13 protein-coding genes are annotated in these 14611 nt (G+C 58.6%); 7 read left to right on the plus strand and 6 right to left on the minus strand.

The features are described from left to right. Nucleotides 1-96: 96 nt before the first annotated feature. The 3 genes from MWU53_RS05670 to MWU53_RS05680 all read right to left on the minus strand — a co-directional run bounded on the left by MWU53_RS05670 (nucleotide 97) and on the right by MWU53_RS05680 (nucleotide 3498). A complete protein-coding gene (locus MWU53_RS05670; protein ID WP_247091297.1) occupies nucleotides 97-852 on the minus strand; it encodes a gamma-glutamyl-gamma-aminobutyrate hydrolase family protein in 756 nt (251 codons plus the stop codon). 106 nt (nucleotides 853-958) lie between these two features. Beyond that, entirely contained in the window at nucleotides 959-1387 is a 429-nt protein-coding gene (locus MWU53_RS05675; protein WP_247091299.1) for a heme-binding protein, read from the minus strand. A gap of 8 nt (nucleotides 1388-1395) precedes the next feature. After that, the gene (locus MWU53_RS05680; RefSeq protein ID WP_247091301.1) at nucleotides 1396-3498 is read right to left on the minus strand and encodes a malate synthase G; all 2103 of its coding nucleotides are present in this window, start codon (nucleotides 3496-3498) and stop codon (nucleotides 1396-1398) included. A 193-nt stretch (nucleotides 3499-3691) separates the two neighbouring features. Between MWU53_RS05680 and pepN the strand changes: the two genes are divergently transcribed. Beyond that, entirely contained in the window at nucleotides 3692-6244 is a 2553-nt protein-coding gene (gene pepN, locus MWU53_RS05685) for an aminopeptidase N (RefSeq protein ID WP_247091303.1), read from the plus strand. Between the two features lie 78 nt (nucleotides 6245-6322). Here pepN and MWU53_RS05690 read toward each other — a convergent pair whose 3' ends face one another. Further along, nucleotides 6323-6919: a transglycosylase gene (locus tag MWU53_RS05690; RefSeq protein ID WP_247091305.1), complete on the minus strand. Its 597-nt coding sequence runs from the start codon at nucleotides 6917-6919 to the stop codon at nucleotides 6323-6325. A gap of 327 nt (nucleotides 6920-7246) precedes the next feature. Between MWU53_RS05690 and gatB the strand changes: the two genes are divergently transcribed. Then, on the plus strand, nucleotides 7247-8761 hold the full coding sequence (gene gatB, locus MWU53_RS05695) for an Asp-tRNA(Asn)/Glu-tRNA(Gln) amidotransferase subunit GatB (protein ID WP_247091307.1): 1515 nt from the start codon (nucleotides 7247-7249) through the stop codon (nucleotides 8759-8761). Between the two features lie 89 nt (nucleotides 8762-8850). Then, nucleotides 8851-10530 carry a U32 family peptidase C-terminal domain-containing protein gene (locus tag MWU53_RS05700; protein WP_247091309.1) on the plus strand — a complete coding sequence of 560 codons (1680 nt, stop codon included), beginning with the start codon at nucleotides 8851-8853 and terminating at the stop codon, nucleotides 10528-10530. 75 nt (nucleotides 10531-10605) lie between these two features. On the opposite strand, the gene MWU53_RS05705 is transcribed toward MWU53_RS05700, so the two are convergent. Next, complete coding sequence (locus MWU53_RS05705) at nucleotides 10606-11346, minus strand: hypothetical protein (RefSeq protein WP_247091311.1); 741 nt, start codon at nucleotides 11344-11346, stop codon at nucleotides 10606-10608. A gap of 268 nt (nucleotides 11347-11614) precedes the next feature. Here MWU53_RS05705 and MWU53_RS15980 point away from each other — a divergent pair, with 268 nt between their 5' ends. Continuing rightward, entirely contained in the window at nucleotides 11615-12001 is a 387-nt protein-coding gene (locus MWU53_RS15980) for a DUF4177 domain-containing protein (protein WP_348647026.1), read from the plus strand. A gap of 9 nt (nucleotides 12002-12010) precedes the next feature. Here the strand turns inward: MWU53_RS15980 and MWU53_RS05715 are convergent, their stop codons facing one another. Beyond that, nucleotides 12011-12268, minus strand: a complete 258-nt coding sequence (locus tag MWU53_RS05715) for a BolA family protein (protein ID WP_247091313.1) — start codon at nucleotides 12266-12268, stop codon at nucleotides 12011-12013. A gap of 76 nt (nucleotides 12269-12344) precedes the next feature. On the opposite strand from MWU53_RS05715, the gene MWU53_RS05720 reads away from it, so the two are divergent. The 3 genes from MWU53_RS05720 to MWU53_RS05730 all read left to right on the plus strand — a co-directional run bounded on the left by MWU53_RS05720 (nucleotide 12345) and on the right by MWU53_RS05730 (nucleotide 14573). Then, nucleotides 12345-12971, plus strand: coding sequence for a DnaJ domain-containing protein (locus tag MWU53_RS05720; RefSeq protein WP_247091778.1), 627 nt, complete (start codon nucleotides 12345-12347; stop codon nucleotides 12969-12971). 246 nt (nucleotides 12972-13217) lie between these two features. Then, nucleotides 13218-14204 (plus strand): cobaltochelatase subunit CobS, encoded by a 987-nt coding sequence (cobS, locus tag MWU53_RS05725; RefSeq protein WP_247091315.1) that lies wholly within the window; start codon nucleotides 13218-13220, stop codon nucleotides 14202-14204. Nucleotides 14205-14291: 87 nt separating this feature from the next. Next, entirely contained in the window at nucleotides 14292-14573 is a 282-nt protein-coding gene (locus MWU53_RS05730; protein WP_247091317.1) for a hypothetical protein, read from the plus strand. Nucleotides 14574-14611: the final 38 nt, after the last annotated feature.

Here is a 14611-nt window from a genome sequence, read left to right on the forward strand (position 1 = left end):
TGGGGCCCTTCGGCGTTCAGAGGATCCCGTAGGCGCGTTGAACCGCGCAGGTACATTTCGATCGCTGCGATCTCGGCAGGTGTCACTGGGAAGTGGTCACGCGGATTTGTCCGCCACCCATGCCCGCACCGCGTCCCCGAACGCCGTGAACAACACGCGCGAGACCGGATCCTCGGCAGCGCGGTATTCCGGGTGCCATTGCACTGAAAGTGTAAAGCCCGGCGCATCCTTGATTACGATGGCCTCGGGCGTGCCGTCATCGGCATGGCCTTCGATGATCACACGCGGGCCAGAGGTCTTGATCCCCTGCCCGTGCAACGTGTTGGTCCGCACCGTTTCGCCCAGCAGATCGCAGAACACACCGCCTTTGTCGAAATGTACGTCGTGACGAATGGCGAATTTTTCTTCAAGCGTCCCATCCGGCGGCATTCGGTGGTTCATCCGCCCTGGAAGCTCGCGAATTTCGGGGTAAAGCGAGCCGCCCATGGCGACGTTCACCTCTTGAAAGCCGCGGCAAATCCCGAAAAAGGGCTGGCCGCGATCGACGCAGGCGCGGATCAGCGGCAGCGTAATGGCGTCGCGGCAGCGGTCAAACTCGCCATGCGCTTCGGTTTCATCTTCGCCGTATTCTTCGGGGTGCACATTCGGCCGACCGCCGGTGAACAGGAACCCGTCGCAGGTTTCAAGCAGCTCATCAACAGTGACAAAGCGCGGATCCGTCGGAACGATCAGGGGCAGACAGCCCGAGACCTGTGACACCGCCTCGGAATTCATCGTGCCGCCCGCATGGGTCGGATAGTTGTCATTCAACAAATAGGAATTGCCGATGATGCCAACGATAGGGCGTTTCATGTCTGCTCCGACGCTTGTGATGTATTCATTTCCCGGAACGTAAAACAGCGCAAAGGGAAGTTCAAACCCCTTGCGCTGTCTCTTAACTGTCTGTGATCACGGGTGATCAGCCGTCTGCGGTCAACCCAACGGACTTGATCCCGACCGATCCAGCTTCAAGGTCGTTTTCCGAGGTGTCGCCGGTGACCCCAACAGCGCCGATCACTTCGCCTGAATCATTGCGCACCAGAATGCCACCCGGCACGGGTATCAGCTTGCCTTCGTAGGCAGCGCCGGCGGCTGCGATGAAATAGGCTTGAGCCTCGGCGCGGTCGCGTTGTGCGGTGCCCCCGATCCCCAGCATGACCGAGCCATAGGCCTTACCACGCGCGATATCGAACCGGCCCGGAGGCGCCCCGTCCGCGCGCTCGAAGGCCAGCACATGACCGCCAGCGTCAACGACGACCACAGACAGCGGCTTCATGCCCTTTTCGCGGCCATAGGCCATCGTGTCGTGAATGATGACGCGGGCTGCGTCCAAAGTGATCCTGTTCATTTCTTCCCTCAAGCCTCTGCTTTCTTTTCCAAGCGACGTGCGTGCAGCACAGGCTCAGTATAACCGGACGGCTGCACACGGCCCTTGAACACAAGGTCGCAGGCGGCATGAAATGCAACGCCATCGAAGCCCGGAGCCATCGGTTGATAGCTTGGATCGTCCGCGTTCTGCGCATCGACCTTCACGGCCATCTTACGCAGAGCGGCCATGACCTCGTCTTCCGAGACCACACCATGGTGCAGCCAGTTCGCCAGCGCCTGAGAAGAAATCCGGCAGGTCGCGCGATCCTCCATCAGGCCAACGTCGTGAATGTCGGGCACTTTCGAACAACCAACGCCCGCATCCACCCAGCGCACCACATAGCCCAGAATGCCCTGGGCGTTGTTTTCGATCTCTTCGCGGATCTCGTCCTCGGACCAGTTCACGCCCGCAGCGACCGGGATCGTCAGCAGGTCTTCCAAGGTGCCGCGGGCGCCGCCTTCGAGCAGTTCTTCCTGACGCGCCAGCACGTCCACTTGGTGATAATGCGTGGCGTGCAGGGTCGCGGCGGTGGGGCTAGGAACCCATGCGCAGTTTGCACCCGACATCGGGTGACCGATCTTCTGATCCAGCATATCCGCCATCCGGTCCGGCGCGGCCCACATGCCTTTGCCGATCTGTGCCCGGCCCTTCAGGCCACACGCCAGACCGATATCCACGTTGCGATCCTCGTACGAGGCAATCCACGCGGCGTTTTTCATCTCGCCCTTACGGATCATCGGCCCTGCTTCCATCGAGGTGTGAATTTCATCCCCGGTGCGGTCAAGAAAACCTGTATTGATGAAGGCCACGCGATGTTTGGCGGCGCGGATGCATTCCTTCAGGTTGACTGAGGTGCGGCGTTCTTCATCCATGATGCCCAGCTTCACGGTGTGACGCGGCAGGCCCAACATCTCTTCAACCCGGTCAAAGATCTCGTCCGCGAAGGCGACCTCTTCCGGGCCGTGCATCTTGGGCTTCACAACGTAGACCGATCCGGTGACCGAGTTTCCGCTCTCGCGCTTCAGATCGTGCATGGCACAGAGCGTCGTAACCACGGCGTCCATCAGCCCCTCGGGCACTTCCGACCCATCGGGCAGCAGGATCGCCGGGTTGGTCATCAGGTGCCCCACATTGCGCACCAGCATCAGGGCGCGGCCCTTCAACGTCACCTCGCCATCGGGGCCGTCAAAACTCAGGTCATCATTCAGCTTCCGCTCGAACATCTTGCCGCCCTTGCTGACCTCTTCGGTCAGCGACCCGTCCATCAGCCCCAACCAGTTGCTATAAGCCAACACCTTGTCGTCAGCATCCACGGCAGCGACACTGTCTTCGCAATCCATGATCGCGGACATGGCGCTTTCCAGCCGAACGTCAGACAGGCCCAGCGGATCTGCCGCACCGATTTCAGTGGTGTCATCGAACTCAAGAACGATCTTCAAGCCATTGTTTTCATAAAAGAACAGCTTATCCCGACTACCAAGGAACTGGCCCGGATTGGCCAAGGCGGGCGGTGTGTTTCCGATGCGCATGGCCTCGGCCCAGCTGCCATCTGCCAGCGGCAACACGCCATCCAGAAAGCTTTTGGCCGCTGCGATCACACGTGCACCACGGGCCGGGTTATAACCTTTCCCTTCGGGCAGATCACCCAACGCATCGGTGCCATAGAGCGCGTCGTAAAGGCTGCCCCAACGGGCATTCGCCGCGTTCAGCGCATAGCGCGCATTCATAATCGGCACCACAAGCTGCGGACCGGGGATCAAGGCAATCTCGGGGTCGGTGTTTTCGGTCTCGATCGAGAAATCCGGACCTTCCGGCACCAAATACCCGATCTCTTCCAGAAAGGCACGATAAGCAGCGGCATCGTGGGGCTGGCCTGCGCGGGCCTTGTGCCAGTCATCCAACTGGCGCTGGAGCTGCGCGCGTTTTTCAAGCAGAGCGCGATTTTTCGGGGCCAGATCGGTCAGGATCTGCGCAAAGCCCTTCCAGAAATCGTCATAACGCAGCGCCGTTCCTGCCAGCGCGCGTGTTTCCAGAAAACGGCCCAGTTCACGATGAACCTGAAGCCCTGCCCGTTCGATATAGTCGCTCATGTTGAAACCCTTCGTATACCTCTGCATGCATCCGTAGAGTTTCCGATACGAAACCGATGCGCAAGTGGGTTTATTTTGACCTCGGTTAAGCAAAGCTTGACTGAGGCCTGACCGGCTGACGTCTGGACGGGCTTGCAGCCCTGCTGCCACGCGCCTAGATTTCGGGTCTGGACTCATGCCCGAAGGATTTCTGATGAAAGACGCAAGCCCCCAACCGATCTATCTGGCCGACTATACGCCCCCTGCTTACCTGATCGACGGGGTCGAACTGGCGTTTCACCTGCACCCCACTGCAACGCGGGTGGTGTCGACAATCCGGTTCAGGCCGAACCCGGACGCGGCTTCCAAGGAGTTTTTCCTCCATGGCGAAGGGCTTACCCTGATCCGCGCCGCGATTGACGGCACCGATATCACGCCCGACCTAGTCGAAGGCGGCTTGAAAGCAGACGTGCCTGACGCGCCCTTTATCTGGGAAGCCGAGGTCGAAATCAGCCCCGAAAACAACACCGCTTTGGAAGGGCTTTACATGTCGAACGGCATGTATTGCACCCAATGCGAGGCCGAGGGCTTCCGCCGCATCACATACTACCCCGACCGGCCCGACGTGATGGCCCCCTTCAAGGTGCGCATTGAAGGCAGCGAACCCGTGATGTTGTCCAACGGCAACCCGGTCGCGTCTGGCGATGGCTGGGCTGAATGGGATGATCCGTGGCCCAAGCCCGCCTATCTGTTCGCGCTGGTCGCGGGGGATCTGGTGGCCCGCGATGACAGTTTCACCACTATGTCCGGCAAGGACGTGGACCTGAAACTCTGGGTCCGCCCGGGTGACGAGGGCAAGACCGCATTTGGGATGCAGGCGCTGAAGGACTCGATGAAATGGGATGAAGAGGTTTACGGGCGCGAATACGACCTCGACATCTTCCAGATCGTTGCCGTGTCAGATTTCAACATGGGCGCGATGGAGAACAAGGGGCTGAACATCTTCAACACCTCAGCGGTTCTGGCCAGCCCCGAGACGTCGACGGACGCAAATTTCGAGCGGATCGAGGCGATCATTGCGCATGAGTATTTCCACAACTGGACCGGCAACCGCATCACCTGCCGCGACTGGTTCCAGCTGAGCCTGAAGGAAGGGCTGACCGTGTTCCGCGATCAGCAATTCTCGGGTGATATGCGGTCGGAAGCGGTGTGCCGGATCAACGATGTATCAGCTTTGCGCGGACGACAGTTCCGCGAAGACAATGGCCCGCTGGCGCACCAAGTGCAGCCTGACAGCTTTGTCGAAATCAACAATTTCTACACGGCCACGATCTATGAAAAAGGGGCCGAGCTGATCCGTATGTTGCGGGTTCTGGTGGGCGATGACGCCTATGACAAAGCGCTGGATCTGTATTTCACCCGCCACGATGGCGAGGCCGCGACGATTGAGGATTGGGTGAAGGTCTTCGAAAACAGCACCGGGCGCGATCTGACGCAGTTCCGCCGCTGGTACAAACAGGCCGGCACGCCGCGCGTCGCCGTGTCGGAAGACTGGGCCGACGGCACTTATACGCTGACCTTCAAGCAATCAACGCCGCCGACCCCCGGTCAGGACGAGAAACTGCCGCAGCACATCCCTCTTGCCGTGGGCCTGCTGGGTCCGAATGGCGACGAGGTACAGCCGGCGCAGATCCTTGAAATGACCGAGGCAGAGCAGAGCTTTACCTTCGAAGGGCTGGCGGCAAAGCCCGTCCCCTCTATCCTGCGCCACTTCTCGGCCCCGGTGATTTTGGAGCGTGAAATCTCGGCCCAGGAACGCGCCTTCCTGCTGGCCCATGACACCGACCCGTTCAACAAGTGGGAAGCGGGTCGGACACTGGCCCGGGACGTGTTGATCGCACTGATCACTGGCGAGGACGCCCCGCTGGATGACTATCTACATGCCATCGCGGTGATGTTGCGTGACGACAGCCTTGATCCCGCCTTCCGTGCGCTGACCCTTGGCCTACCCGGTCAGGACGATCTGGCGCAGACCTTGTATGACGCGGGCGTCACCTCCGATCCGATGAAAATCTACCGCGCCAAGCAGACGTTGTGGCAGGCGATGGCAGAGCATCTGCAGGATTTGTTGCCGCGTCTGATGGCGGAAATGGAGGTGACCGAGCCGTTCCAACCGAATGCCGAGCAAGCGGGCAAACGCGCGCTGGGGCTGAGCCTGATGAACCTTCTGAACCGTCTGGATGGCGGCGCAGCGGCGCAGGCGCTTTATGGCCGAGCCGACAACATGACGCTTCGCTTGGGCGCGCTGGGGCTTTTGTTGCAGGCCCAGAAAGGCGATGCGGCGCTGGCAGATTTCCGGGCGCAGTTCGAAGCGGACGAGCTGGTCATGGACAAGTGGTTCGCCATGCAGGTGACCCATTCCGCACCAGAAGACACGGTGGATGTTGTCGCCAAACTGACCGAAGACAGCGCCTTCAACTGGAAAAACCCGAACCGTTTCCGCGCGGTGTTTGGCGCGTTCATCATGAACCCGGCGGGCTTCCACAACGCGTCTGGCGAGGGATACAAGCTATTTGCCGATTGGCTGATCAAGCTGGACCCGGTGAACCCGCAAATCACGGCCCGTATGTCGTCAGGGTTTGAGACATGGCGGCGGTACGATGCGGATCGTCAGGCGATGATGAAAGCCCAGATCGAGCGGGTGCTGGCGACGGACGGCCTGAGCCGTGACAGTCAGGAAATGCTGGGGCGCATTCTGAACGGATAAGCCAAAAGGGCGGGAAGAACTTCCGCCCTTTTCTTTTCAAGCGGCCCTAGGACCAATCTAGGGAGCATTCGAATTGGCTTACCCAACCGAGCAGTAGTTCTGCTCGCGGACCCATTCGCGCATCTGTTCGCGCTTGCGTTTCGAATGGAACGGGCCCCAGTCAGCTGCCACGCCCTTCATCCCGCGTGAAACCACGTTGTCACGCGGTACGGTCACGGCCATGATACGCACGGCGCAGCTGAGGTTCATCGCGCCATTTTTCAGCGCCTCGCCCGAGCGCGCTTCGCAGCCATAGCCGCGTGCGGTTGCGGGCAGGATCTGCACCAGACCGTACCATTTGCCGCCACCGCCGACAGCGGACTGGCGCCATGTGCTTTCATAGAAGGATAGCGTGGATAGAAGGCCCGCCCAGAACGCGTTGCGCCCCGCGGTGTCCTGATTTTCGTAATCCGGGCACCACTCGGCGATATCTGCTGGCACGACTTCCGCCAGCACAGTTCCGTGATTTTCCAATGCAGCGATGGTCGCATCGGTCCAGGCTTTCGCCTGCGGCTTCTCATCCCATTGCATGGTTAATACCGGCTGACGCGCAGCGCGCGTGCCAAAAAAATCTTCGGCCATAACGGTGTCCGACAGCATCACTGTCGCCACAAGGCCCATCAGAATCCGTTTCATTTTTCCCACCTACGTTTTGTACAGACGTTCCCCCCGGTGTCTGATCAGGGGCAAATAGGACGGTTGCTTGCGTATTGCAACACTTTTTTCGCCGCAGTGCAGCAATGGGCCGTGATTTGCTGATATGCCTTATTTGCAAGGCTGGTATGCACTTAGATTCACGCGTGAAATAAATTGAGCGCTGTCGGCAGGTTAGCCTTCCCTCTGCAGTGCAGCATTTCCTCATCGCACTCCTAAGCCCCATCCTTGTCGACGCGCCTGCCCTCTTGCCCCTTGCCGTCACCTCAACTAGAACCCGGACAGGTTTTGACACTTGGGAAAACACACATGCTTGATCATCTCGCCTATGAAAGCCCGCAGCCGAAAGTGATTGCAGGGGCGAAGGACGACTGGGAACTGGTCATCGGGATGGAAATCCACGCTCAGGTCAGTTCGAATGCGAAGCTGTTTTCGGGCGCATCGACCAAGTTCGGGGCCGAGCCGAACTCGAACGTGGCTTTCGTGGATAGCGCCATGCCCGGCATGCTGCCCGTGATCAACGAATACTGTGTGGAACAGGCTGTGCGCACCGGTCTGGGCCTGAATGCCGAGATCAACCTGTTCTCGGCCTTTGACCGTAAAAACTATTTCTATCCGGACCTGCCGCAAGGCTATCAGATTTCGCAGCTTTACCACCCCATTGTGGGCGAAGGCGAAGTGATCGTGGATATGGGTCCGGGTGTCGCCCGCAAGGTGCGGATCGAGCGTATTCACCTAGAGCAGGACGCCGGTAAGTCCGTGCACGACATGGACCCCAACATGTCTTTCGTCGACCTGAACCGCACTGGTGTCGCGCTGATGGAGATCGTTTCGCGCCCCGACATTCGTGGCCCCGAAGAAGCTGCTGCCTATGTCACCAAGATGCGCCAGTTGCTGCGCTATCTGGGCACTTGTGATGGCAACATGCAGAACGGCAACATGCGCGCGGATGTGAACGTGTCCGTTTGTCGCCCCGGCCAGTACGAGAAATACATGGAAACGCAAGATTTCGGCCATCTGGGCACGCGGTGCGAGATCAAGAACATGAACTCGATGCGCTTCATTCAGGCCGCGATTGACTTCGAGGCCCGTCGCCAGATCGCCATTCTGGAAGATGGTGGCGAAGTGGTGCAGGAAACGCGCCTGTATGACGCGGACAAGAACGAAACACGTTCGATGCGCTCGAAAGAAGAAGCACACGACTATCGCTACTTCCCCTGCCCCGATCTGCTGCCGCTAGAGATCGAGCAGGAGTGGGTGGACGACATCGCCAAGACTCTGCCCGAGCTGCCGGACCAGAAAAAGGCCCGCTTCGTGACCGAATTCGGTCTGTCGGAATATGACGCCGACGTGCTGACTGCCGAAGCCGAAAACGCCGCCTTCTTTGAGGCCGTAGCCGAGGGCAATGACGGCAAGCTGGCCGCCAACTGGGTGATCAACGAGCTGTTTGGCCGCCTGAAGAAAGAAGATCACGCGATCACCGAAAGCCCGGTAAGCCCGACGCAACTGGGTGGCATCATCAAGCTGATCGCCAAGGGCGACATCTCGGGCAAGATCGCCAAGGACCTGTTCGAGATCGTCTATACCGAAGGTGGCGACCCGGCCGAGATCGTGGAAGCCCGTGGCATGAAGCAGGTGACGGATACGGGCGCCATCGAAGCCGCCGTGGACGAGGTGATCGCCGCCAACCCCGCACAGGTCGAGAAAGCCAAGCAGAACCCGAAACTGGTCGGTTTCTTCGTCGGTCAGGTGATGAAAGCCACCGGCGGCAAGGCCAACCCGAAGGCGGTAAACGAAATCGTGACGGCCAAACTGGGCCTCTGATTTCAAACGACAATTTGTGATGAAGGCCCCTATCAAGGGGCCTTTGCCATTTCTCTAACCCGCGAATGCGCGAACACACGGGTGATAAGATGACGGAACAGAATATGGAACGCCGGTCAGAGCTTTTGATGCCTGCGGGCAACTTGCGAAAGCTGAAAATGGCAGTGCTGTATGGCGCGGACGCTGTCTATCTAGGGACGCCAGATATGTCGCTGCGCACGAAGTCGCAGTTTTCACTAGAAGACGTGATCGAGGGGGTCGAATTCTGCCACGCCCATGGTCGTCGCGCCTATCTGACGCTGAACCTGTTCAGCCACAACAAAGACATCCCAAAGCTGGACGAATATATCGACACGGTGCGTAAGGTGAAACCCGATGGGTTGATCATCGCGGACCCGGGCGTATTCCAATACGTGCGCACCCGCGCGCCGGAACTGCCCCTGCACATCTCGACCCAAGCAAATGTCTGTTCGTGGCTGTCGGTGAAATTCTGGGAAGATCAGGGCGCCGAGCTAGTCGTGCTGGCGCGTGAAGTGTCGTACCCCGAGCTGGTCGAAATTCGTGAAGAATGCCCGGATGTAAAGCTAGAGGCCTTCGTTCACGGCGCTATGTGCATGACCTATTCGGGACGTTGTCTGCTGTCCAACTTCATGGCCGAACGCGGCGCGAACCAAGGCAACTGTGCGAACTCGTGCCGTTGGAACTATGGCGTGCGGATGCGCCTGAAGGACGGCACGATCGAGGATCTGAATATCACCGAAGACAATGCGGATATGTTCGAGTTCCTGCTGGAAGAAGGCTGTCGCCCCGGTGAATTCATGCCGATCGAAGAAGACGGGCGTGGTTCCTACATCCTGAACTCGCGCGATCTGTGCATCATGCCGAAGCTGGACGAGTATCTGAAGATCGGCGTCGACAGCCTGAAGGTCGAGGGCCGTGGCAAGTCCGAGTACTACTGCGCCATCGTCGCCCGCGCCTATCGCATGGCAATTGATGATTACTATGCCGACCCCGAAAACTGGGATCCGAAGCCCTATATGCGCGAGCTTGAGGCCGTCGGGAACCGTGGCTACACGCTGGCCTTCCACGAAGGTCGCCTGACCAATTATGCCCATGATTACGAGCACACCGCATCTCTGGCGCAGTGGGAATATGCAGGCGTTGTGACGGATGTCACCGAGGACGCGTTCCTGGTCGAAGTGAAGAACAAGTTGGAAGCCGGTGAGGTGCTGGAATTCATCTCGCCCATCGCGCGCGAGACAGTTTTGCTGCGGATGTACGAGTTCGAGGACTACCACAAGGGCGACATCAAAGACGTCGTCCATGGCAGCACCAAAACCACCATCCGCGTGCCGTTTGCGCTGTTCGATCACGAGGATCTGGACGACCTGAAAGCTCGCTTCCCTGCCTTCACCGTGTTGCGCAAGGAAAAGGCGCTAACGGACGAACAGTGGAAACGCATCCGCTTTGACAAGCTGACGCAAGGCCTTGAAATGTCGGGAAAAGACAACCCGAAAGCCTATGAAAAGCGTCGTGATGATCTGGCGGACGCGATTGCCGCCGATGGCCGCGAAACCCGCCTGAAAACCAACCGTGTCGGCACCGATGGTTGCTGTGGCAAGGGCTGCAATGGCTGTCTGATTTTCTGGCAAGGGGACGAATACGCTCGCGCCCGCGAGGTTTTGCTGAAGCGCAAGCAAGGCGAACAACTGTCACGTGCCGAGGCCGCAGCCCTGAAGCAGGACACACCGCCACGTCTGGTGGGCTGAGGCGTCATCAGGGCACAAAAAAGGCGAAGCCCAAAGGCTTCGCCAAATCTTTCACCTTCGCAGGTTCTGAAGCCCTTACAGGCCCGGGACAATCTGGGTAACGGTACGCTTGCCGAAGGTTGCGCCACGACCAAAGGTGTAGGTCAGACCCAAGCCGAAGAAATTCGTGCTTTCCGAGATCGACTCGCTGGGAACCTGAATGCCAGCGCGACCCACTTCGGCGTAGAACTCCACGCCATTCTCCGCATCATAGCTGCCACGAAGCGCTGTGTTGTGAAGCGTAATCTCTTCTCCGTCTTCCAGCGTTAGACGATCATGCGAAACGCCAACCGAAAAGCGATCATTGATGCGATAGCCAGCTTCGCCGCCCAGAGTGCGGATGGAAACACCAGATTCCTCACCAGTGCCCCAATAGCCCTCGAACACCAGCGCGTTGGCATCATAGCCAGCTTCCAGACCATAGAACGCTACGTTGCCGATATGGTTTGAGGCAATGCCTGCGCTTTCGAGCGTGGCAAAGGCACCCAATGCGGCACTGTCATTCACGTGATACACGGCGTGCAGCGTGGCCGAGTTCGTGTTCAGGCTAGTTGCGCCAAATGTCGTGTGCGCCACATCCAGCTGTACGCCGAACGACGGTGCAAAACCGTACTCGACCGCGCCATCAAAGGTTAAACGCGAAAGCTCGTTTTCTTCGGAAAACGCCGAGTAGCCGAACGATACTTCGCCACCTGTGACGTCGAACGCGCTGGCCGGTTGTGCGATAGCTGCCACCGAGCAAACCGCCCCAATAATTCCGATTTTGTTAATGCTCATAATATACCCCATGATTTCGAGTCATCACCAATGAGATCTCACAAAGTGCCATTTTCACGACACCCTGATTCAATCATTAACAGCCTGTTAACTATTCTTAAAAACAAAGGCCACAAGCTTTGCTTTCAAATTAAAATTACTCTTGCGGAGAGGTGCTTCTGTTCCCATCGCGCAACAATATACTGCCCCCTCCCGTCCGGTCGCCCACTAGAAAAAACTTCATGCGACTGCTAGATAGCCCATCTATGCAATCAGGAAGTGCCATCAAATGTACGAATACCAAGTGATCCCCGCCCCCCGCAAAGGCAAGAAGGCCCGTGGCGTGAAAGGGTCCGAGGCCCGCTTTGCGCTCGCCATTCAGGAGGTGCTGAACGACGCCAGTGCAGACGGCTGGGAGTATCTGCGCACGGATACACTGCCCAGCGAAGAACGCTCGGGGCTGACGGGGCGCGCCACAGTGTATCAGAACATGCTGGTGTTCCGCCGCCCTGCCGAGGAGCAGACCGACGAGCAAGCCGCAGATGCGGATTTTGCTGCCGTGACGGCGGTCGCCGATGAGGCTGTCGAAGAAAACAACGCGCCCGCCCTGCCTTCTGCCACTGAGGCCAACGAGGCCAGCGACGCGGCCCCCAGCGTGGGACGTGACGAGCGTTAAGCCAAAGGCCTAGCCAGAGATATCAAGCGCCAGGGCGTGGATCTCGGATACAAGATCTGCGCCAAGGGCTTTGTGCACGGCGCGATGGCGCGCGATGCGGGACATGTCGGCAAAACTTGGCGCACGGATGATCACGCGAAAATGGCTTTCGCCACCGTCCTGATAACCCGCATGACCGCGATGCTGTTCACTTTCATCAATGACTTCAAGATGTTCCGGGGCAAACGCGTCGCTCAGCGCCTGATGAATTCGTTCCGTCCTGTTCATTTCTTCGCAGTTCCCTCTTCAATCCCGGTGAAAAAGCACTAAACTCTCGGGTCCGAGTCGAAAAGAGTAGATTATGATGCCCAACGACGATCCTTTTGGTTTTGACATGTCGGTCTCAGCGGCCAAGAAACGCAATCCGCGCGGCAAGCGTGGGATGTCAGGCGCGTTCGAGACCTCGAAACGTGTGTGTGAACATGACGGCTGTAAAGAGGCAGGCCAATACCGCGCGCCGCGCTCGCCGGATCATCTGGACGAGTTCAAATGGTTCTGCAAAGACCACGTGCGCGAATATAATCTGAAGTGGAATTTCTTTGACGGGGCCACCGAAGATGAGATGAACGCGCAGGCCGACAAGGATCGCGTTTGGGAACGCGAGACCAAGCCCTTCGGCACCAAGGACGAACAGCGCGCCTGGGCCCGTCTGGGCGTTGACGATCCGCATCAGGTTCTGGGCGCCAACGCCACGCAGAACCCCGGAAAGTCGATCACCGGCACCCGCAAACTGCCCCCCACCGAGCGTCGCGCCATCGACATTCTGGAAGCCAAGGACCACTGGACCAAGGCCGAGATCCGCAAGTCCTATAAGAAGCTGATCAAGGTGCTGCACCCGGATATGAACGGCGGCGACCGGTCTCTGGAAGAGCAACTGCAAGAGGTTCGCTGGGCCTGGGATCAGATCAAGGAAAGCCGCAGCTTTAAGTAGCGACTTAGGCGGCGCTTCCTCATCGGATGCGCCTATATATGTTGGAGGGGGCCGGCAAGGCCCCTTCAAGCTGGCTTCATATTGACCATTTGGTCAGACCAGACACGCAACGTCATTAGGGCCAGCTTTGCCCCGCGTCACCTTTTCCCAACCCTTCCCCTTGCACGCTCCGCGCGCATCGGGCATCACAGGCGCAACAACGTGCAATAGGCGCGCAATGCGGCGTGCGACAGAAGGATCCTCCACATGGCAGACGGCACCCTGGATATGAACGCGAAACCGACCGAGGACATCTCGGTACGTGAAGTTTTCGGCATCGACAGCGACATGATGGTCAAAGGCTTTGCCGAGCGCACCAGCCGTGTGCCTGAAATTGACAGCACCTATAAGTTCGACCCCGACACCACGCTGGCCATTCTGGCGGGTTTCTCGCACAACCGCCGGGTGATGGTTCAGGGCTATCACGGCACGGGAAAATCGACCCATATCGAACAAGTTGCAGCCCGTCTGAACTGGCCCGCCGTGCGTGTGAACCTCGACAGCCACATCAGCCGGATCGACCTGATCGGTAAGGACGCGATCAAGCTGAAAGACGGCATGCAGGTGACCGAATTCCAGGAAGGCATTCTGCCTTGGGCGCTGCGCAACCCGACTGCGATTGTGTTCGACGAATACGATGCGGGCCGTGCGGATGTGATGTTCGTCATCCAGCGTGTGCTGGAACATGACGGCAAGCTGACCCTTCTGGACCAGAACGAGGTCATCACCCCCCACCCGTCCTTCCGCCTGTTCGCCACCGCGAACACCGTGGGTCTGGGTGACACGACGGGGCTGTATCACGGCGTTCAGCAGATCAACCAAGCCCAGATGGACCGCTGGTCGCTGGTCGCCACGCTGAACTATCTGTCGCATGACGCGGAAACCAACATCGTGCTGGCGAAGAACCCGTTCCTGAACACCGAACATGGTCGCCAGACCGTCAGCCAGATGGTCACCGTCGCGGACCTGACCCGCACTGCGTTTATGAATGGCGATCTGTCGACCGTGATGAGCCCGCGGACCGTGATCAACTGGGCGCAAAACGCATCCATTTTCCGCTCGGTCGGCTATGCCTTCCGCCTGTCCTTCCTGAACAAATGTGACGAGCTGGAACGCCAGATCGTGGCCGAGTTCTATCAGCGCTGCTTCGACGAGGAACTGCCGGAAAGCGCAGTGAGCATGAGCTTGGGGTGATGCAGTCGAGAAATTTCTCTTCAATGGGCGTTGAACTCAATGCCTCCTGTTCACATATCTGTGAACAGAATTGGAAAGGAATTGATTATGGGAAAACCCTCTCAAGCTATGTTCGAGATGGCCAAGCAAACTGGAAAGACGACTCTTGCAGGAATCGCGGCGAATACAGCTTTGAAAACTGCGGGTGTTTCCGCTGTGAAACACTACGGGGGCAAAATGATCGCGACCAAAGCGGGCGCGTATGTTGCAGGCACAATTGGATTACCCGCCGCTACGGTCGCAGCCACTCCCATCGTAACGGTTGGGGCGGCGATTTTGACTGTCGGATTAGCTGGCGGCGCGATTGTAGCTGCATCTCGCGGGCTGTAAGTGTAAATAGCCCGCTACTTGAAGTTCAGGAGTAGTGG

The sequence above is a fragment of the Aliiroseovarius sp. S1123 genome, from assembly GCF_023015885.1.
In the GTDB taxonomy this organism is placed as follows: Bacteria; Pseudomonadota; Alphaproteobacteria; order Rhodobacterales; family Rhodobacteraceae; genus Aliiroseovarius.

Excerpts from the sequence above, each read along its gene's own strand:
- MWU53_RS05720 (WP_247091778.1), top strand. The coding sequence starts at position 12,345 with ATGCCCAACGACGATCCTTTTGGTTTTGACATGTCGGTCTCAGCGGCC.
- MWU53_RS05715 (WP_247091313.1), bottom strand. The coding sequence starts at position 12,268 with ATGAACAGGACGGAACGAATTCATCAGGCGCTGAGCGACGCGTTTGCC.
- MWU53_RS05680 (WP_247091301.1), bottom strand. The coding sequence starts at position 3,498 with ATGAGCGACTATATCGAACGGGCAGGGCTTCAGGTTCATCGTGAACTG.
- MWU53_RS05670 (WP_247091297.1), bottom strand. The coding sequence starts at position 852 with ATGAAACGCCCTATCGTTGGCATCATCGGCAATTCCTATTTGTTGAAT.
- MWU53_RS05675 (WP_247091299.1), bottom strand. The coding sequence starts at position 1,387 with ATGAACAGGATCACTTTGGACGCAGCCCGCGTCATCATTCACGACACG.
- MWU53_RS05730 (WP_247091317.1), top strand. The coding sequence starts at position 14,292 with ATGGGAAAACCCTCTCAAGCTATGTTCGAGATGGCCAAGCAAACTGGA.
- MWU53_RS05705 (WP_247091311.1), bottom strand. The coding sequence starts at position 11,346 with ATGAGCATTAACAAAATCGGAATTATTGGGGCGGTTTGCTCGGTGGCA.
- gatB (WP_247091307.1), top strand. The coding sequence starts at position 7,247 with ATGCTTGATCATCTCGCCTATGAAAGCCCGCAGCCGAAAGTGATTGCA.
- cobS (WP_247091315.1), top strand. The coding sequence starts at position 13,218 with ATGGCAGACGGCACCCTGGATATGAACGCGAAACCGACCGAGGACATC.
- MWU53_RS05690 (WP_247091305.1), bottom strand. The coding sequence starts at position 6,919 with ATGAAACGGATTCTGATGGGCCTTGTGGCGACAGTGATGCTGTCGGAC.
- MWU53_RS15980 (WP_348647026.1), top strand. The coding sequence starts at position 11,615 with ATGTACGAATACCAAGTGATCCCCGCCCCCCGCAAAGGCAAGAAGGCC.
- pepN (WP_247091303.1), top strand. The coding sequence starts at position 3,692 with ATGAAAGACGCAAGCCCCCAACCGATCTATCTGGCCGACTATACGCCC.
- MWU53_RS05700 (WP_247091309.1), top strand. The coding sequence starts at position 8,851 with ATGACGGAACAGAATATGGAACGCCGGTCAGAGCTTTTGATGCCTGCG.